The sequence below is a fragment of the Methylobacterium jeotgali genome (genome assembly GCF_022179345.1).
GTDB lineage: Bacteria > Pseudomonadota > Alphaproteobacteria > Rhizobiales > Beijerinckiaceae > Methylobacterium > Methylobacterium jeotgali.
The window spans coordinates 69,288-87,204 of sequence record NZ_BPQR01000035.1; the positions used below are offsets into that span (position 1 = coordinate 69,288).

The 17,917-nt window shown below is 72.3% G+C and carries 14 protein-coding genes and 1 pseudogene; 14 read left to right on the forward strand and 1 reads right to left on the reverse strand.

Translation table 11 applies throughout. The features are described from left to right. Positions 1 to 7: 7 nt before the first annotated feature. From MFF04_RS10760 to MFF04_RS10780, 5 genes and pseudogenes are all read left to right on the forward strand, one after another. Positions 8 to 2,296, forward strand: a pseudogene (locus MFF04_RS10760) (trimethylamine N-oxide demethylase); the annotation flags it as partial. Between the two features lie 418 nt (positions 2,297 to 2,714). After that, positions 2,715 to 3,701 (forward strand): TorF family putative porin, encoded by a 987-nt coding sequence (locus tag MFF04_RS10765; RefSeq protein ID WP_238275726.1) that lies wholly within the window; start codon positions 2,715 to 2,717, stop codon positions 3,699 to 3,701. 105 nt (positions 3,702 to 3,806) lie between these two features. Then, on the forward strand, positions 3,807 to 4,184 hold the full coding sequence (locus MFF04_RS10770) for a helix-turn-helix domain-containing protein (protein ID WP_238275728.1): 378 nt from the start codon (positions 3,807 to 3,809) through the stop codon (positions 4,182 to 4,184). 204 nt (positions 4,185 to 4,388) lie between these two features. After that, positions 4,389 to 5,750 (forward strand): TAXI family TRAP transporter solute-binding subunit, encoded by a 1,362-nt coding sequence (locus MFF04_RS10775; RefSeq protein ID WP_238275729.1) that lies wholly within the window; start codon positions 4,389 to 4,391, stop codon positions 5,748 to 5,750. Positions 5,751 to 5,924: 174 nt separating this feature from the next. Continuing rightward, positions 5,925 to 6,974, forward strand: coding sequence for a ketopantoate reductase family protein (locus tag MFF04_RS10780; protein ID WP_238275730.1), 1,050 nt, complete (start codon positions 5,925 to 5,927; stop codon positions 6,972 to 6,974). 147 nt (positions 6,975 to 7,121) lie between these two features. Here the strand turns inward: MFF04_RS10780 and MFF04_RS10785 are convergent, their stop codons facing one another. Then, positions 7,122 to 9,500: a hypothetical protein gene (locus MFF04_RS10785; RefSeq protein ID WP_238275731.1), complete on the reverse strand. Its 2,379-nt coding sequence runs from the start codon at positions 9,498 to 9,500 to the stop codon at positions 7,122 to 7,124. A gap of 137 nt (positions 9,501 to 9,637) precedes the next feature. Here MFF04_RS10785 and MFF04_RS10790 point away from each other — a divergent pair, with 137 nt between their 5' ends. The 9 genes from MFF04_RS10790 to MFF04_RS10830 all read left to right on the forward strand — a co-directional run. Next, entirely contained in the window at positions 9,638 to 10,693 is a 1,056-nt protein-coding gene (locus MFF04_RS10790; protein ID WP_373320008.1) for an ABC transporter substrate-binding protein, read from the forward strand. Positions 10,694 to 10,703: 10 nt separating this feature from the next. After that, entirely contained in the window at positions 10,704 to 11,924 is a 1,221-nt protein-coding gene (gene soxC / locus MFF04_RS10795; protein ID WP_238275732.1) for a sulfite dehydrogenase, read from the forward strand. Then, positions 11,914 to 12,480 carry a c-type cytochrome gene (locus MFF04_RS10800; RefSeq protein ID WP_238275733.1) on the forward strand — a complete coding sequence of 189 codons (567 nt, stop codon included), beginning with the start codon at positions 11,914 to 11,916 and terminating at the stop codon, positions 12,478 to 12,480. The genes soxC and MFF04_RS10800 overlap by 11 nt, the downstream gene beginning before the upstream one ends. Before the next feature lie 305 nt (positions 12,481 to 12,785). Beyond that, positions 12,786 to 13,520: an ABC transporter ATP-binding protein gene (locus MFF04_RS10805; RefSeq protein ID WP_238275734.1), complete on the forward strand. Its 735-nt coding sequence runs from the start codon at positions 12,786 to 12,788 to the stop codon at positions 13,518 to 13,520. A gap of 25 nt (positions 13,521 to 13,545) precedes the next feature. Next, positions 13,546 to 14,772 (forward strand): ABC transporter substrate-binding protein, encoded by a 1,227-nt coding sequence (locus MFF04_RS10810; RefSeq protein WP_238275736.1) that lies wholly within the window; start codon positions 13,546 to 13,548, stop codon positions 14,770 to 14,772. Beyond that, entirely contained in the window at positions 14,769 to 15,617 is an 849-nt protein-coding gene (locus MFF04_RS10815) for an ABC transporter permease (protein ID WP_238275738.1), read from the forward strand. The genes MFF04_RS10810 and MFF04_RS10815 overlap by 4 nt, the downstream gene beginning before the upstream one ends. Before the next feature lie 11 nt (positions 15,618 to 15,628). Then, entirely contained in the window at positions 15,629 to 16,171 is a 543-nt protein-coding gene (locus MFF04_RS10820; RefSeq protein WP_238275739.1) for an OsmC family protein, read from the forward strand. An 8-nt stretch (positions 16,172 to 16,179) separates the two neighbouring features. Next, positions 16,180 to 17,253: an acyl-CoA dehydrogenase family protein gene (locus MFF04_RS10825; RefSeq protein ID WP_238275740.1), complete on the forward strand. Its 1,074-nt coding sequence runs from the start codon at positions 16,180 to 16,182 to the stop codon at positions 17,251 to 17,253. Between the two features lie 381 nt (positions 17,254 to 17,634). Beyond that, positions 17,635 to 17,917: hypothetical protein (locus MFF04_RS10830; protein ID WP_238275741.1), on the forward strand; the 283-nt coding region annotated here is incomplete at its 3' end.

Sequence of the window (17,917 nt, forward strand, 5' to 3'; positions counted from 1 at the left end):
GCACGCCATGAACCAGATCTGGTTTCAGCCTGCCCGGCAGCCGGCACGCGGTGCCGCGCTTCCCCCGCGGGAGCGCACGCTCCGGGTGCCGGGGGGGCGGTGCGCCCTCTTCACGGTCTCGGCCGGCGACGCCCTGCGCGTCGTCGACCCGGAGGGCCTGCAGGGCGGGCTGCTCTACGCCCTGCCGGGCACCTTCGAGGCATCCTCCGAAGGCGAGCCGCCGGCGCTCGCCGCCCTCCTCGACGCGATCGGCGAGGCCGCTTCGGCGCGGGCCGGCCTGGACGCGGGCGGGATCGGCCCCTCGGACCTCGCCGGCCTCGCCATCCTCGGCGGGGAGACCCCGGCCGACACCGCCTGGGAGGGCATCGCGGCGCGGGACTCGCTCTGTCTTCTCGCCGCCCCCGGCGCGGCGATGGCGCCGGAGGCCCAGAACCCGCCGACGGAGCTGCGCCTCGCGATCCGGCCCCGGACCTCGATCGTCGGGCAGGCGCCCCCGCCCCTCGCCCCGCCGCTGCAGGACCTGCGCGTTGAGGCTGCCACCGCCCGCGCCTACACGGTGAAGGCCGGCCAATACATCCAGATCATCGACGTCGACGGGCGCCAGTGCGCCGACTTCCTGGCCTTCGACGCCGCCGAGCTGGCGGAAGGACGGGAGTTCGGCCTCGACGCCACCACGACCCACACGCTGATGGGCACGTCCTCGCCCAAGCCCGGCCTCCACGCCAAGTATTTCGACGCGCGGATGATCCCCCTCGTCGAGGTCGTGCAGGACACGGTCGGCCGCCACGACACCTTCATGCTCGCCTGCTCGGCGAAGTATTACGAGGACATGGGCTATCCCGGCCACTCGAACTGCACCGACAACTTCAACGCGGTGCTGGCGCCGCACGGTGTCGCCTCGCGCAAGGGCTGGCCGGCGATCAACTTCTTCTACAACACGATTCCGGGCTCGGACGACCGCATCGACATGGACGAGCCCTGGTCGCGGCCGGGCGACTACGTGCTCCTGCGGGCGCTGACCGACCTCGTCTGCGCCACCTCCTCCTGCGCCGACGACATCGACCCGGCCAATGGCTGGTTCCCGACCGACATCCATGTGCGCGTCTACGACGCCGCCTGTGACTTTCCCCGTGGGATGAGCCACCGCATGACGCCCGATTCCGAGCCGCGCCTGACCCGCGAGACGGGCTTCCACGCCCGCACCGCCGCCCTGACACGCACGTTCGACGACTATCGCGGCTTCTGGCTGCCGAGCTGCTTCTCCTCGGCCGGACCGATCGCCGAGTACTGGGCCTGCCGCGAGCGCGCGGTGATCATGGACCTCTCGGCCCTGCGCAAGTTCGAGGTGATCGGCCCCGACGCCGAGGCGCTGATGCAGCGCGCGCTCACCCGCGACCTGCGCAAGCTCGCGGTCGGCCAGATCGTCTACGCGGCGATGTGCTACGAGCACGGCGGCATGATCGACGACGGCACGGTGTTCCGTCTCGGCCCCAACAACTTCCGCTGGATCTGCGGCGACGATTACTGCGGCCTCTGGCTGCGCCGGCTCGCCGAGGAGAACGGCCTCAAGGTCTGGATCAAGGATTCGACCGACCAGCTCCACAACGTGGCCGTGCAGGGGCCCCGCGCCCGCGACATCCTCGGCACGCTCGTGGTGACGCCGCCCCATCAGCCGAGCCTGTCCGAGCTCAAGTGGTTCCGCTTCACGGTCGGCCGGATCAGCGGCGTGCCCGTGGTCGTCTCGCGCACGGGCTACACGGGCGAGCTCGGCTACGAGGTCTGGTGTCATCCCTCGCAGGCGGGGACTGTCTGGGACGCGATCACCGAGGCGGGTGCGCCGCACGGCCTGACCCCGGCGGGCCTCGCGGCCCTCGACATGCTGCGCATCGAGGCGGGCCTGATCTTCGCGGATTACGAGTTCTGCGACCAGACCGACCCGATCGAGGCGGGCATCGGCTTCGCGGTGCCGGCGGCCAAGACCGACCCTTATGTCGGGCAGGAGGCGATCGCCCGGCGCCGGGCGGCCCCGCAGCGCCGCCTCGTCGGTCTCGACGTCGCCGGCAACGAGGCGGTCGGCCATGGCGACCCGGTCCATGTCGGGCGCGGGCAGGTCGGCGTGATCACGAGCGCGACCAAGTCGCCGGTGCTCGGCAGGATCATCGCGCTGGCCCGCCTCGACGTCACCGTCGCGGACGGCGCCGCGGTCGAGATCGGAAAGCTCGACGGCCACCAGAAGCGGCTCGCGGCCACCGTCGTGCCGTTCCCGCACTACGACCCCAAGAAGACCCGGGTGCGGGACGACGGTGCGCCGCCCCCCGCCCCGCCCGAGCCGGTCTCGCCCACCGAGACCGTCGCCAGCGCCGGCATTCCCGCCTGACCTCGGAGCCGCAGCCATGCCCGATGCGGAGTGATCGCCACCGGATACGCCTCCCTGCCGCCATGGCCCGACCCCGAGGCCCGGCCGTCGCGCTCCAGCAGGAACGACCGGCGAGACGCAAGAAACGTCTCGCCGCAGTGGAGACTATTGCCTTGGATCGAAGTTGCATAATTGTTACATATAAGATGACAGAATAGGATCGGGTTAGAATTTGTGCAGGTGCCAGAAAGTTGTTCTTGTTAAGAATAGGAATGACGAGTGATCATAGAGATGCAGCGAGAACGGTCGACGAGGATCAATCGACGGCTGCGTTGATCTTTCTACCGGAGTTCGCCTCATGACGAGATCATTCATCGCCGGCCCGTTGCTCGCCTTCGGCGTGCTGGCCTGTGCGCCGGCCGAGGCCGCCGACATGCCGGCGCCGAAGGAGATGCCCGCCGAGGCCAAGGCGCCCGACCCGCTGATCGGCTTCTCGTTCTTCACCCGCTACGCGACGGACTACAACTTCCGCGGCGTCTCGCAGTCGAACCTGCAGGGCAGCTACCAGACGTTCTTCGAGGCGCAGTTCTTCAACAACTTCGCCTATGCGGGCCTCGCGACCCTGCAGACCCGCCTGCCGACCCAGCCGGACTTCGAGTTCGATCTCATGGCCGGCATCCGGCCGACCTGGGACAAGTTCAGCTTCGATCTCGGCATCCTGTACTACTTCTACCCGAACGAGACCCGCCGGTTCGGCTTCGACGCCATCGGCACGCCCTTCCCGATCACCCAGGCCAACTCAGACTTCTACGAAGGGGCCGGCAAGGTCCTCTACCAGGCGACCGACGCGCTCGTTCTCGGCGCCAACGTCTTCCACTCGCCGAACTTCTTCGGGACGCACGCGGTCAGCACCTACGCCTCCGGCACGATGGCCTACACGCTGCCGGCGTCCTGGTTCTCGTTCCTGCCGGAGGCCTATGCGGGCGGCTTCGCCATCTCGAGCGAGCTCGGCTACTTCACCCTGGGCGCCGCCAAGACCTCCGCCACCGGCCCGTTCAATCCGGCCACGGGACGCTTCCCCGTCGTCAACCTGGCGAGCTACCTCTACGGCAACGTCGGCCTGTCCTACACCTACAAGAACCTCGTGCTGGACGTCCGCTACCACGACACCAGCCTGAAGCCGACGGAGTGCTTCAACTTCACCGGCGACTACCGCGGCTTCCTCAACGGCGGCACCTCCCGGTGGTGCGGCTCCGCGGTCATCGGCACGATCACCTGGCAGGCCTCCACCGCCACGCCGGGCGTCTACGCCGAGCCGGGCGGCCTCCTGAACCTGTTCAAGTAGCCGCATGCGCCGGGCGCTCGATCTCCGCGCATCGGGCCGGTCGAACGCCCGGCGCCCTCGAGGCCGCCGCCCGTCCACGAGCCCCGCTTCCATAGAGGTGCGTTGATGCCTTCTCCCGTCTGCATCGAACTGCGCGTCAGCATCATCAACGAGGTCCAGGCGGGGGCGACGCGCCGCGCCGTCGCCGAGCGGCACGGCGTCAGCGTCGCCACCGCCCAGCGCCTCCTGAAGCGGGTGACGGAGACGGGAAGCCTCGAGCCCGGAAAGATCGGCGGATACAAGCGATCGGCGATCGACACCCACGCGGCGACCCTGCGGGCGGCCTTGCAGGATCGGCCGGACATGACGCTGGCGGCCCTGTGCGGCCTCCTGCGCAGCCGGCACGGGCTGACAGTCAGCCTCACCGCCATGCACGCGGCCCTGCACCGCCTCGGGCTGCGCCCCCCGAAGGCCTGCCGACGCCGGCGCGCGCGCCGGGCCTGACCCGGCCGTCGCCAGACACCGGCCCGCGCCCGGGGGCGAGGGCTCCGAGGGTCCCCCGCGGCGAGCGGAGCCGGCGCCGCGCGGACCGTCGGAGATTCGCGCGGACCGAGCGCCCGCGCTTCCCGCCTCTGGCCCGTGGAAGGATGCCGGCCAGGCTCTACATCGGCACGGACCCTCCTCGGCTGCCGGTAGCGTCTCGACCCGATGGCAACACGATCCGCGCTGGCCTGGCTCCTCCGGCGGGAAGCGCTGATCGTCGCGGCCGTCGCCGTGCTGGCCGCGGGCGGGTTCGCCGCCTGGTACCTCCTCCAGGCCACCGTCCTGACGATCGCCGTCGCGCCCCGGGACGGGACCGAGCCGGAGCTCATCAAGGCCTACGCCGACGCCCTGGAGAGGTCGGACGAGGGCATCCGGTTCAGGATCCTGTCCTTCGACGACGTGCGCGAGAGCGCCGCGGCCCTGCAGGACGGGCGCGCCGACCTGGCGGTCGTGCGGCCCGACGTGCTGCTCCCGACCAGCGGACTGACGCTGGCCATCCTGCGCGATCAGGCGATGATGCTGGTCTCGCCCGAGCCGGCGGGGATCAGGACCTTCGCGAAGCTCTCCGGCAAACGGCTCGGGATCGCGGCGCACCGGGACGCGGACTTCTCCGTCCTGAAGAGCGTCCTCGGCTACTACGGCCTGAACCTGGAGGAGGAGGCGGGCGGCGGCCCGGTGAAGGAGCGCTCGGTCGGCCTCGTCACCATCGACCAGGAGGCGGTCGCCGCCGCGTTCCGGGAGCACCGGATCGACGCCTTCGTCAGCATCATCGCCCCGTCCGCGCCGAAGGCGCTCGCGATCGTCGCCGCCGTGCGCTCCGTGTCCCGCACCGGCAAGGTGGCCTTCGTCGCCGTGGAGGACGACGGCGCCATGATCGAGCGCTTCCCGCGCCTGCAGTCGGTCACCATCCCCGGCGGCTTGTTCGGGGGCGACCCGAAGCTTCCCGGCGACGACGTGAAGACCGTCGGCGCCTCCTATCGCCTGATGGCCCGCGCCTCGCTCGGCCGGGCGCTCGCCGCCGACGTGACCCAGCAGCTCTTCGAGAAGCGCTCGGCGGCGGCCCAGGCGACGGCGGCCGCCGAGTACGTCCAGGCGCCCGCCTACGACACGACCGCCGCGGCGACGAGCGCGCGCGTTCCGATCCATCCGGGCGCCCTCGACTACTTCGAGCGCGAGCAGCACGGCTTCGTCGACCGGTACGGCGATACGCTCTACCTGCTCGGCGCCATCGCCGGCGGCCTCGTCTCGATGCTGGCCTGGATCCGCCAGCGGCTGGCGGGCCTGCGCCGCGAACGGATCGACGAGATCATGGACCGGCTGCTCGACATCGTGCAGGCCGCCCGAGCGAGCACGGACAGGTCCGAGCTTCTCGCGCTCAACGAGGAGATCAACGGGCTGGCGGCCGATGTCGCCCGCTACGCCCGGGACCGGGAGCCGAACGCGCAGACCATGTCGGCCGCGACCATCGTCATCGAGACCGCCCGCTCGGCCGTGTCCGACACCCGGCGCCGCCTCGCCGCCTCGTAGCGGCCCGCGGAGCGGGCCGGACCCTTCGCCGGCCTTCGGCCGGATCGCCGCGTGCGGACTGGATCGGAGTTGCTTTTCGGCCGAATGCCCGCCATCAAGACCGCTGCCCGGACGCTCTGCGTATCGGCTTGGTAAACAACGAAAAACATCGATTTGACGTTGGGGAGGACGCAGATGCCGAGAAACGTTCTGATCCTGGGAGCCTCCTACGGCTCCCTCCTGGCGACCAAGCTGCTGATGGCCGGCCACAACGTGACGCTGGTCTGCCGCCGGAAGACCGCGGACCTCATCAACCAGCAGGGGACGCAGGTCCGGATCAAGCTGCGCGACGAGCCGGAGCACCGCTCGATCCATTCGCGCGACCTGCCCGGGACGCTCGACGCGGTGCCGCCGGAGAAGGTGGACGTGTCCCGCTACGACCTCGTCGGCCTCGCCATGCAGGAGCCGCAATACACCAACCACACGATCCGCGTGCTGATGATCAGGATCGCCGAGGCGAAGCTGCCCTGCCTCTCGATCATGAACATGCCACCCCTGCCCTACCTGAAGCGCATCCCGGCGCTGGCGGCCATGGATCTCGAGGACGCCTACACCAACGCTGGCGTCTGGGACCGCTTCGAGCCCGGCCTGATGTCGCTCTGCTCGCCCGATCCGCAGGCCTTCCGGCCGCCCGAGGAAGGCGCCAACGTCCTCCATGTCGGGCTGCCGACGAACTTCAAGGCGGCGACCTTCGCCGACGAGGGCCACAACCGGATCCTGCGGGAGCTCGAGGCGGATATCGACGCCGTGCGCCTCGACGGGCAGGACGTGCCGGTCAAGCTCAAGGTGTTCGACTCGCTGTTCGTGCCGCTGGCCAAGTGGTCGATGCTGCTCACGGGCAACTACCGCTGCATCACCCCCGGTGAGCCGCAGTCGATCCGCGACGCCGTCCACGGCGACCTCGGGCGTTCGCGGGCGATCTACGACCACGTCGACGCCATCGCCCGGCAGCTCGGGGCCGACGCGGCGGATCAGGTCCCGTTCGAGAAGTACGCCAAGGCGGCCGAGAGCCTGCTGAAGCCCTCCTCCGCGGCGCGGGCCGTGGCCAACGGGGCGCCCTTCATCGAGCGCGTCGACCTGCTCGTGAAGCTGATCTCGCACCAGCTCGGCGCCCCGAACGCCGAGATCGACGGCACGGTCCGGACCGTGGACCGGAAGCTCGACGAGCGGGTCATCGGGGCCTGAGGCCGACGTCCGGCGGCGCGCCGCCCCCTGCCCCGCCGTTCGTCCGCGGCCCTGCGCGGGCGGGTCGCCAGGGCGGGGTCGGCCGGGGGAGAGAGCCCAAGCACGGCAGAGCGTGCTGGGGCTTTGACGAATGCCCCTCCGGATGGATCACACAAAACGAATGAAATGCGCCGATGACCAGACGCGGCTGCCGTCGCGCTGGCGGCCGGAGAGGTAGACGGGCCGGTGGCCGAAGGCGGCGTTCTCCGGGGCGATCTCGATCGTTCCGGCGACGTCCCGGGGCAGCGTCCGTTCGGTGAGCCGCTCGAGGGCCAGGAACAGCTCCGTGCCGCCGAGGTCGAGCCGCAGCGCGCCCCGCTCCAACAACTCGCGGCCGGTGCACTCCCAGTGGAAGTCCGGCGCGTGGACGAAGGGAGCCGGGCGGCGCGGGTCGCCGACCTTCACGAAGCCGCCGATCGTGCCCTCGATCAGCAGGCGGCACTGCGCGAGGTCGCCGATGTCGATCTCGATGGCGTCGCTGTCGCCGTAGGTATCGGAGCGGAAGGCGATCTCGGTGGGGCCTGCCCGCCAGGCCGTCTCCTCGGTGTGCTCGAAGCCCCGCGGGACGATGCGGCGGATGGTGCCGTTGAGGATGCGGATGCGGCCCTCCCAGGCGGCCCAGCGGTAGCGGTCGCGGATGCGCGCGCCGCCCCAGCGCAGGCGCACGAGGCGCTCCGAGTGGCCGAGCTCCGCGTGGAGATCGCGCCGCCAGATCTCCCCGGTATGGTCGTGGGCAGTGAACTCCTCCCAGCCCGCCTCGCCGAGGAAGCGGTAGTCGAGCCGGGCGAGACCGGCATGGTCGAAGGCGTCTCCCTGGAGGTGCTCTCCGCAGCGCACGAGGAGCGCGCTGCGCTCGCCCGTCGTCGCGAAGGTGCGCCGCGCCCGCAGCGCCCGCCCGACCGAGCGCCGGTCGAGGCTCTCGGCGAGGATGCCGGTGAGGCCGCCCCGCACCCCGAAGACCTGAACGCCCGGCGCGCCGCCGCCCGGCCGCCCGCGATGCTCGTCGCCGTTGGCGCAGACGCCGAGCCGGTAGCCCCGGGCGATCACGTCCCGGTAGAGCCAGTCGAAATGCCCCCAGGCGGAGGCGATCTCGACGAGGCGCTCCAGCTCCGGATGGTGCCAGTCGGGAATGTAGCGGCGGCCGCCGACATGGGGGATCACGAGATGCCCCTCCGGGTCGTCGGCATAGGCCGCCCAGAGGTCCTCGACGGGCCAGCGGCCGACCTCGACGCCGGCGCTTCCCATGCTGTCGTTCCAGAGGAAGGTGCGGTTGTGCTCGCCCTTGTCGTTGAAGGGGAAGCCCGGCGTCGCGTCGCCGAGGAAGATGACCTGATGGTCGCCGCCCGCCGTCGAGCTGCCGCACCATTCCTGCACCGCGTAGGCGACGAAGCGGCCGGCCGCGTCGAAATCCCGGACCACCTCGACGCCCTGGCGCCAAGCCTCGTCGGTGATCTGGAAGTCGTTGGCGGTGTAGCCGTAGACGTCGACCCCGGCGACGTCGCGGGCGTAGGCCGCATTGTAGGCCGGGCTGTTGGTGCCGACCGTGTCGTGGGCGTGGACGTGGAGGTCGCCGTAGAGGGCGCGGGGGACGGGTGAGTCCGCCAGTCCCGTCACGAAGGCCTCGCCCCCCGGCACGCCGCGAAGGCCGGGGGCGGTGACGACGATCCGGTGCTCGCCGGAGACCGGCGGCAGGTCCTCGATCCGCAGGCGGGCCCAGCCCTCCTCCGGCAAGGGATGGGCGCGCTCGTAGACGGATATCTCACCGGCAAAGGCACGGACCTCGACGGCGCCGCCCCGGTCGCGGGCGACGTTGCCCCAGCGGTCGAGGAGCGCCACGGTGAGCGGCGCCGTTCCGCCGTCCGTCACGAAGCGCGGGGCGGCGAGCTGCACGCGCTCCGGCGGCCCGGCGACGATCTTCAGCACGGGGTCGCCGGGCACGGCGACGTAGCGGGAGGTCCCGAGCGGGTCGACGTAGCAGCGGAACCGGAAGCCGTCCTCGACGAAGGTCTGGATCCGGGTGCCGGGCCCGCCCGCCCGGCGGTCGCCGAGGCGGATGACGATGCGGTCCCCGGCGTTAAGGTAGCCGTCGACCACGTCGACGATCACCGCCTTCTGGAAGGGCCGCTCGTGCCCCTTCTGGTCAAAGCGCACGCTGAGCGACTGCACGGTGGCCGGCGACTGGCCGGGCAGGAGCGGGCCGGCCTCGTACTCGGCGCTGACATAGTTCGCCGCCAGCGGGTCCGCGGTCTGGAAGGGCGCCCAGTCCGAGTAGAACTTGAAGGTCGCCTTGAAGGTGGCGCCGTCCGCGATCCCGCAGGCGCCGACCTCGTAGGTCAGCACCACCTCCTGCCAGCTTCCCGCGACGGCCGCGTCGTGGCTGCACGAGACCGTGCCGAGGAAGGGGCGCGCCTTGATCGCCTCGTAGAGGCCGGCCGGCGCCACGTGCTCGCCGAGCCTCGCCCGGCGCTCGTCCCCGTGCTGCGTCACGCGCGTCTCCGTCCGGATCGTTGCCGGCGGGCTATAGGCCCGTTCCGATCAAATGTCTTGCTGCTCGCGCTCAACAAGTCATAATGCAAGTATATCCAAATAGATATTGCCCGATATCGCCGGAAAATAGAGTTCTCATGCGCGCCAAGCTCGGATCGTGGATGCTTCTTCTCTGGGCCGCGCTCGCGCTTCCGGCCGCCGCCCTGGCGCAGGAGGGCGCGGCCTCGAGCGTCCCGATCCGGATCGGGGCGATCCCCGTGCTCGGCGCGGCGCCGATCTTCGTGGCCGAGCGGGAGGGCTGGCTCGCGGAAGCCGGCCTCAAGCCGACGATCGCCCTCTTCGATTCCGGGCCGAACGCCGTCCAGGCGGCGGCGAGCGGCACCCTCGACGTCTACGTCGCCGGCATCACGCCGGCCGCGATCGGCCGCGGGCGGGGCGTCGACCTGCGGGTGGTAGCGGCGACGGCGGTCGGCGAGAACGTGCTCGTGGCGGGCGCGAAGCTGGCGGCGCTCGCGGGCGACGGTACCCCGCCGGCCACGGCCTTCCGACGCTTCCGCGAGCAGACCGGCCGCCCGGCCAGGATCGCCACGCAGCCGCCGGGCTCGATCCCCTACACCAACCTCGCCTACTGGCTGCGGGAGCTGCACAAGGTCGACCCGGCGGACGTGCAGATCGTGACGCTCGGCATCGACGCCGCGCAGCAGGCGATCCTGTCGGGCGCGGTCGACGGGGCGACGGTGCGCGAGCCCGGCCTCACCATCATCCGCGAGCGCAACCCCGGCATCCGCCTGATCGCCGGCGGCAACGACCTCTTCCCAGGGCAGCCCGGCACGGTGGTCGCCGTGCGCGGCGCCTTCCTGGAGCAGAACCCGGCGGCGGTGCGCGGCCTCGTCCGGGCGATCGCGCGCGCCGTCGATCTCCTCAAGCGCGAGCCCGAGCGGGCCGTGCCGGCGGTCGAGGTGGCGCTCGGCAAGGGCATCGTCACGCGGGAGACGCTCGCCAGGGCGCTCGCCTCGCCGGCCACGCAGTTCGCCGCCGACCCGGCCGGCATCGTCCAATCCACGCAGGCGATGCTCGCCTTCCAGGCCACCCTCGGCCTTGGCGACGCGGCGCCCTCGACGGAAGGCTTGTTCGACCCGCGCTTCTTCGAGGCCGTCCGGGCCGAGGCGGCGGCCGTGCCGGCCGCGCGATAGGGGCCGGCCGATGCGATCGGAGAACCGCCGCGCCTTCCTGCGGCTCGCCGGAGGCACGCTGGCCGGCGCCGGTGCCACGGGCGCGCTCGCGAGGGACGGCGCGCCCCTCGACGTGCCGGCCTGGACGCGGGAGCAGGGCGTCAACGCGCCGGGCTACGGGCGCCCGGCGCCGGGCGAGACGCTCGCCCGCTACCCCCGGCTGCCGCCGGCCTTTCCCGGCGCGACCTCCACCGTGACGCCGCTTCAAGGCCTGCACGGCATCCTCACGCCGAACGGACTGCACTTCGAGCGCCATCACGCCGGCATCCCGGCGGTCGATCCGGACCGGCACCGTCTCGTCGTGCACGGCCTCGTCGAGCGCCCGCTCGTCCTCACCATGGACGACCTGCTGCGCCTGCCGGCGGTGTCGCGGCTGCACTTCCTCGAATGTTCGGGCAACACCCCCTGGGTCGGCGCCAAGGCGGGCTGGACGGTGCAGGACAGCCACGGCCTGATCTCCTGCGCCGAGTGGACCGGCGTCGAGCTCGCGACGCTGCTCGCCGAGGTCGGCGTGAAGCCCGGCGCCGCCTGGATCCTCGCCGAGGGGGCGGATGCCTGCGCCATGAGCCGCTCGATCCCCCTCGATGCGGCTCTCGACGGCGCGATCCTCGCCTACGCGCAGAACGGCGAGCGGCTGCGGCCCGAGCAGGGCTACCCCCTGCGCCTGTTCCTGCCGGGGCTCGAGGGGAACCTCAGCATCAAGTGGCTGCGCCGGCTGAAGGTCGGCGACCGGCCTTTCCAGACCCGCGAGGAGACCTCGAAATACACCGACCTGATGCCCGACGGCACCGCGCGGCAGTTCACGTTCGTGATGGAGGCGAAATCGGTGATCACGTCGCCCTCGGGCGGGCAAGCCCTGCGCGGACCGGGGTTTCACGAGATCCGCGGGCTCGCCTGGACCGGAAGGGGACGGATCGTCGGCGTCGATGTCTCGACGGATGGCGGCGCGCGCTGGGAGCCGGCGCGGCTCGAAGGGCCGGTGCTGCCGCGCTGCCTCACCCGCTTCCGCCTGCCCTGGCGCTGGGAGGGCGGCCCGGCGAAGCTGCTGAGCCGGGCGCGGGACGAGACCGGCTACGTCCAGCCGAGCCGCGAGGCCCTGGTCGCGGTGCGCGGCACGCGGTCCTACTACCACAACAACGCGGTCTTCGGCTGGAGCGTCGCGGCGGACGGAGCGGTGCGCCATGCGGCCTGAGCTTCTGCTGACGGCGCTCGCCATCGGCCTCGGCGGCCCCGCCCATGCCCAGAGCCAGGGGCCTTTCGGCGTCGGCCGACCGGCAGCACCGGAGACGATCGCCGCCTGGGACATCGAGGCGCGGCCGGACGGACGGGGCCTGCCGCCGGGAAGCGGCAGCGTCCGCGAGGGAGCGGTCCTGTTCGCGGCGCGCTGCGCGAGCTGTCACGGCGATCGCGGCCAGGGGGCCGCCGCCGAGGCGCTCGCGGGCGGGACCGGCAGCCTGACCGACGCCAAGCCGCTGCGCACGGTCGGCAGCTACTGGCCCTACGCGACGACGCTGTTCGACTACGTGCGCCGGGCGATGCCCTTCGACGCGCCCCAGTCGCTCGCGCCCGACGAGGTCTACGCCGTAAGCGCCTACGTCCTGCACCTCAACGGCCTGCTGCCCGGGGATGCCCGCCTCGACGCCGTCGCCCTGCCGAAGGTCGCCATGCCGAACCGCGACGGCTTCACCGCCGACCCGCGCCCGGACGTGGCGGCAGAGGGCGCAGCCGCCCGCCCTCCCGCCCGCTGACCGCCGCCCCATGTCCCGCTCTCGCGAGACCACCTCCCGGCCTCGAGCCGCCGGGTGCGATCGCGCGACGATCTTCCGCGAGAGGATCACCGAAGATCTTGCTCGATGCGCATCTCGGCGCGGAGCGGAATTCCCGTTCTGATCTTGCGCCTCTTTCGAGATGTTCCTTCCTGTCCGGGCGAGATGTTTGGATTCTGCATCCATTGCCATCGGCTCTGCGCCCGTGCAGCTTCGAGCGTACCGATCGGAACGCCGGCCGCCCCCCGCGGCCGACGGCGTTCGCGTCGGGCCGAAGCCGTGGATCGATGTCGAGCTTGAGCCCCCGTCTGGCCCTGGAGGCCGTCGCCTATCGGTACGGTCCGAGCCCGGTGTTCGAGCGCCTCGACCTCGCCGTGGCGGCGGGAGAGCGGGTCGGCATTCTCGGCCGCTCGGGGGTCGGCAAGTCGACCCTCCTTCAGATCCTGGCGGGGCTGGTCGCGCCCGGCGCCGGCCGGGTGCTGCTCGACGGCGCGCCCGTGCGCGGCCCGGTCCCCGGCTGCACGGTGATGTTCCAGCGCCCCGCCCTGCTGCCCTGGGGATCCGTGCTCGACAACGTGCTCCTGCCCGCTCGCCTCTCCGGCCGCCTCGGCCGCGACCGGGCCGGCTGCACGGCGCAGGCGCGCCGTCTCCTCGATGATCTCGGCCTCGCCGAGCGCGTCGAGGCGAAGCCCCACCAACTCTCGGGCGGCCAGCAGCAGCGGGTCGCGCTCGCCCGGGCGCTCGCGAGCGAGCCCCGCATCCTGCTCCTCGACGAACCCTTCTCCGCCCTCGATCCGGAGATGCGGTCCTCGCTGCGCGCCGACGTGCTGCGCCTGGCGAAAGCGCGTGGGCTGACCCTGATCGTCGTCACGCACGACCTTGCCGACGTGGCGGCCCTGGCCGAGCGCGCCGTGGTGCTCGAAGGGTCGCCCGCCCGCATCGCCGACGACTTTCCCCTCGGGCCCGAGGCCGGGGAGACGCTGCGCCGCCGCCTCGGCGCGGCCTCCCGCGCGGCGGCCTGATCTTTCTCCCTCACCCGAGACCCCGATGACCGCTCCCGACGATCTCTCCGCCCTCTGGACGCACGAGTGGACCCGCGCCGACTGGACGCGCCGGGACACCCTCGACGCGCTCGCCCGCGGCGGCCTCGCGGCGCTGCTCGGCGGCGGCGCGCTGGGGCTCTCCGGAGGGGCGGTGCACGCGGCGGAGGACGAGACCGTGCGCATCGGCTACCTGCCGATCACCGACGCCACCGCGCTCCTCGTCGCCCACGCCAAGGGGTTCTTCGAGGAAGCCGGGCTCAAGGTCGCGGAGCCGACGCCGGTGCGGAGCTGGTCGGCGCTGGTCGAGGGCTTCGCGGCGGGCAAGTTCAACCTCGCCCACCTGCTCAAGCCCATCCCCGTCTGGATGCGCTACAACAACAAATTCCCGGTCAAGGTGCTGGCCTGGGCCCACACCAACGGCTCGGGGATCGTCGTCGGCGGCAGGAGCGGCATCGCCGACTTCAAGGGCTTGGCCGGCAAGCGTGTCGCGGTGCCCTATTGGTACTCGATGCACAACGTCGTGCTGCAATATGCCCTGCGTGAATCCGGGGTGACGCCGGTGATCCGCGGCGAGGCGGGAGCGGGCGAGTGCGCCCTCCAGATCCTGCCGCCCCCCGAGATGCCGGCGGCGTTGGCCGCGGGCAAGATCGACGGCTACATCGTCGCCGAGCCCTTCAACGCGCTCGGGGAACTCAAGGCCGGGGCGCGGATGCTGCGCTTCACCGGCGACATCTGGAAGAACCATCCCTGCTGCGTCGTCGTCGCCCACGAGCGGCAGATCGCGGGCAACCCGGAATGGACCGGCAAGGCCGTCGACGCCATCGTGCGCGCCCAGGCCTACTGCATCGAGAACCGCGACGAGGTCGCAAAGCTGCTCTCGAAGGACGGCCGCGGCTACCTGCCGATGCCGGCCGATGTCGTCGTGAAGGCCATGACCGACTACGGGCCGGGCTACGAGGCGAGCGGCGCCATCCGCCACCCGGACTGGGCGGCGCGCCGCATCGACTTCCAGCCCTGGCCCTACCCCTCCGCGACGAAGCTCATCGTCGAGGCGATGGGGCGCACGGTGGTCGAGGGCGATGCCGGCTTCCTGAAGGGGCTCGATCCCGACTTCGTCGCCCGCGACCTCGTGGACGACCGCTTCGTCGCCGCCTCCCTGAAGCGCTATCCCGCCTGGCCCGGCGCCGCCGAGCCCGCGAGCCTCGCCCGCCAGGAGGTGCTGAGCCTGTGAGCGGCGCGGTCCGGGCGGCGATCGACATCGAGACGCGGGCCGAGGTCTCGGCGCCGGCCCCGCGCGGACGGCTGGGCGTCGGCCGGATCGCGGCGGCCGTCGCGCCGCTCCTCGGTCTCGGCGGCCTGTTCGGCCTGTGGTTCCTCGGCGGGCTGATCCTCGAGAGCGTGCCGAACTACGCGGCCTTCGCCGGCTTCGCGCCGGGGCCGGCGCTCGCCTCCTTCCGGGAGCTTGTCGCCAGCGGCGACGCCTGGCGGGCGGCGGCCCCGAGCCTGTCGCGGATCGGCCAGGGCCTCGCCTTCGCCTTCGGGATCGGGGCGCCGCTGGGTCTCCTCGTCGGCTCGCTGCCGCTGCTGGAGCGGGCCCTGCAGCCGCCCTTCCAGCTCCTGCGCATGATCTCGCCGCTCGCCTGGATGCCGATCGCGGTGCTGACCTTCCCGAGCTGGGATGGGGCGATCGTCTTCCTGATCGCGGCCGCCGCGATCTGGCCGATCCTGTTCGCCACCGCCGCCGGGGTGAAGCGGGTCGATCCGGTCTGGCTGACGCTCGCCCGCAACCTCGGCGCCGGCTGGCTCGGGACGCTGCGCACCGTGGTGGTGCCGGCGGTCCTCCAGGACATCCTGACGGGCCTGCGGCTGGCGCTCGGCGTCGCCTGGATCGTGCTGGTGCCGGCCGAGTATCTCGGGGTCACGAGCGGGCTCGGCTACGCCATCAACGACGCCCGCGACACCCTCTCCTACGACCGCCTCGCCGCCCTCGTCCTGCTGATCGGCCTGATCGGCTACGCCCTCGACGCGGCGCTCGGGCGGCTCGCCGCCCGCGCCCGCTGGATCCCCGCCACCTGAGGAATGTTTCCATGACCGCACCAGTCCGCGAGATCGTCCAGACCTTCGAGACCATCGACCGCGACCGCCTCCGGGCCCTCTCCGAGAAGGGCCGGGCCGACCCGACCGCCGTGCGCACGGTGCGGGCGAAGACGATCGCGGAGGGCCGCCGCTTCCGCCACCTCAACTACGTCCGCGACCTGCCCGCCCACGTCGTCGACGAGCCGCCGGGGCTGCTCGGTGACGACACCGCCCCGAACCCGACCGAGGCGCTGCTCGCCGCGCTCGGCACCTGCGTCGCGGTGGGCCTCCAGGCCAACGCGGTCGCCCGCGGCTGGACCGTGAAGGGCATCGAGATCGAGAGCGAGGGCGACATCAACATCACCTCGGTCTGGGGCACGGGCGACCTCGGCGAGAAGGCGGTCGGCCTCACCACTGTCCGCCTCAAGGCCCGCCTCGACGTCGAGGGCGCGACCGAAGCCGAGCTCGACGAACTCGTAGCCCATGCCGGCCAGTGGTCCCCGGTGCTCAACACCGTGAAGAACCCCGTCGCCGTCACCCTGTCGCGGGCCTGAGGCCGGCCATGGCCGCCACCGCCCGCATCGCCGACGCCCCTCGCGGGGTCGATCAGGTCGTTCGCGAGGAGCTTCGCCCCCGCGTCGCGGAGATCGATGCCGGCGCCTACCCGGAGGCGGCCTTGCGGGCGCTCGGCGGATCGGGCGCCTTCGGCCATCATCTCGGGGAGGCTGGCGAGGGGCTCCTCGCCGCGGTCGACGCGATGGGCCTGGTCGGCGAGGCCTGCCTCTCCACGGCCTTCTGCGTCTGGTGCCAGGACGCGCTCGCCTGGTACCTCGCCCGCTCCGAGGAGGCCGGCCCCCGCCGCCACCTCGCGGCGGTCGCGTCCGGCGAGGCGCTCGGCGGCACCGGCCTTTCGAACCCGATGAAGGCGCTCGCAGGCATCGAGCCCCTGGCGCTGGAGGGCCGGCGGGAGGGCAACGGCTACCGGGTGCGCGGGCGCCTGCCCTGGGTCTCGAACCTCGGCCCCGGCCACCGCTTCGCCGGCATCTTCGCCCTTCCGGACGGGCGCCGCCTGATGGGCCTGTTCGAGGCCGGGGGCAAGGCGGTCTCGATCTCCGCCAACGCCCGCTTCGTGGCGCTCGAAGGCACCGGCACCTACACGGTGATGGTCCGCGACGCCTTCGTCCCCGACGAGGACATCGTCTCCGGGGATACGGCCGCCTTCGTGCCGCGCATCCGTAACGGCTTCGTGCTGCTCCAGACCGGCATGGGGCTCGGCCTCGCCAGAGGCGTCGCCGCGATGATGCGGCAGGATGCCCGCGGCCGGGAGCAGGCGCGGTTCCTGCCCCTCGGCCCGGAGGCGATCGAGGAGCGGGCCGAGGCCCTCCGGGAGCGCGTCGCCGCGGCGGCGCAGGTCCATGCCGAGACCGGCCGCGGCGCCTTCCTGGAGATCCTGCGCCTGCGCCTCGACGTGTCGCTGCTCGCGCTGGAGGCCGCCCAGGCCGGGATGCTCCAGCTCGGGGCGCGGGGCTATCTGGAGGGCGCGGAGGCGTTCCGGCGGCTGCGCGAGGCGCAGTTCGTGGCGATCGTCACCCCGTCCGTGAAGCACATCACCACGGAGCTCGCCCGCGGCGTCTGAGCCCGGCGAGCGCCGCAGCGAGGACGCGGCGACCGTCCCTCGCGGCGCAACGGGCGCCGATACGGTTCAGTCCGGCCCGGTGGCAACGAGCCCGTCACGCCACCGTCGCGCGGCCGCTCTACACCGCGCCCATTCCCAAGACACTCAGCCCGCCCGGCACGCCGCGGCGGGCTTTTTTGGAGCGAAGGCCCGCACTCATCAGGCGCGGCGTCCTCGCTCTCCTCGCCGACGAGCTTCACCTTCACCCTCGACACCACGGCCGATGCCGGCGCTCCTGCGACCCTCGTCGTGGACGGGACGGGGAACGGGCTGCTCGACCGCTAACGAGGCGGGGGCGGTCGCCTTCACCGTGGGGCGGGGCTCGACGCGGACGCGCAGGCGGTGGCGAGCTTCAGCGACGGCACCCACAGCACCACGGCCGCGGTCGCGGCCGACGGGCGCTTCAGCGTCGACCTCTCGGCCTTCGCCGGCTCCGTCACGAGCACGCTGTCCATCACCGACGCGGCCGGCAACACGGCGAGCGTCACGGGCAACGCGGTCACCGTCGATACGCTCGCCTACCAGAGCCTGTTCGGCACGCTCGTGCACGATGCCGGCACGGCGCTGGGCCAGGTCGTCGAGCTCTATCTCGGGCTGCTCGGGCGCGCGCCGGACGCGGCCGGGA

What these genes read in the sequence shown, in the direction of transcription:
- MFF04_RS10765 (WP_238275726.1), top strand. Translation starts at nt 2,715, where the DNA reads ATGACGAGATCATTCATCGCCGGCCCGTTGCTCGCCTTCGGCGTGCTG.
- MFF04_RS10770 (WP_238275728.1), top strand. Translation starts at nt 3,807, where the DNA reads ATGCCTTCTCCCGTCTGCATCGAACTGCGCGTCAGCATCATCAACGAG.
- MFF04_RS10775 (WP_238275729.1), top strand. Translation starts at nt 4,389, where the DNA reads ATGGCAACACGATCCGCGCTGGCCTGGCTCCTCCGGCGGGAAGCGCTG.
- MFF04_RS10780 (WP_238275730.1), top strand. Translation starts at nt 5,925, where the DNA reads ATGCCGAGAAACGTTCTGATCCTGGGAGCCTCCTACGGCTCCCTCCTG.
- MFF04_RS10790 (WP_373320008.1), top strand. Translation starts at nt 9,638, where the DNA reads ATGCGCGCCAAGCTCGGATCGTGGATGCTTCTTCTCTGGGCCGCGCTC.
- soxC (WP_238275732.1), top strand. Translation starts at nt 10,704, where the DNA reads ATGCGATCGGAGAACCGCCGCGCCTTCCTGCGGCTCGCCGGAGGCACG.
- MFF04_RS10800 (WP_238275733.1), top strand. Translation starts at nt 11,914, where the DNA reads ATGCGGCCTGAGCTTCTGCTGACGGCGCTCGCCATCGGCCTCGGCGGC.
- MFF04_RS10805 (WP_238275734.1), top strand. Translation starts at nt 12,786, where the DNA reads ATGTCGAGCTTGAGCCCCCGTCTGGCCCTGGAGGCCGTCGCCTATCGG.
- MFF04_RS10810 (WP_238275736.1), top strand. Translation starts at nt 13,546, where the DNA reads ATGACCGCTCCCGACGATCTCTCCGCCCTCTGGACGCACGAGTGGACC.
- MFF04_RS10820 (WP_238275739.1), top strand. Translation starts at nt 15,629, where the DNA reads ATGACCGCACCAGTCCGCGAGATCGTCCAGACCTTCGAGACCATCGAC.
- MFF04_RS10825 (WP_238275740.1), top strand. Translation starts at nt 16,180, where the DNA reads ATGGCCGCCACCGCCCGCATCGCCGACGCCCCTCGCGGGGTCGATCAG.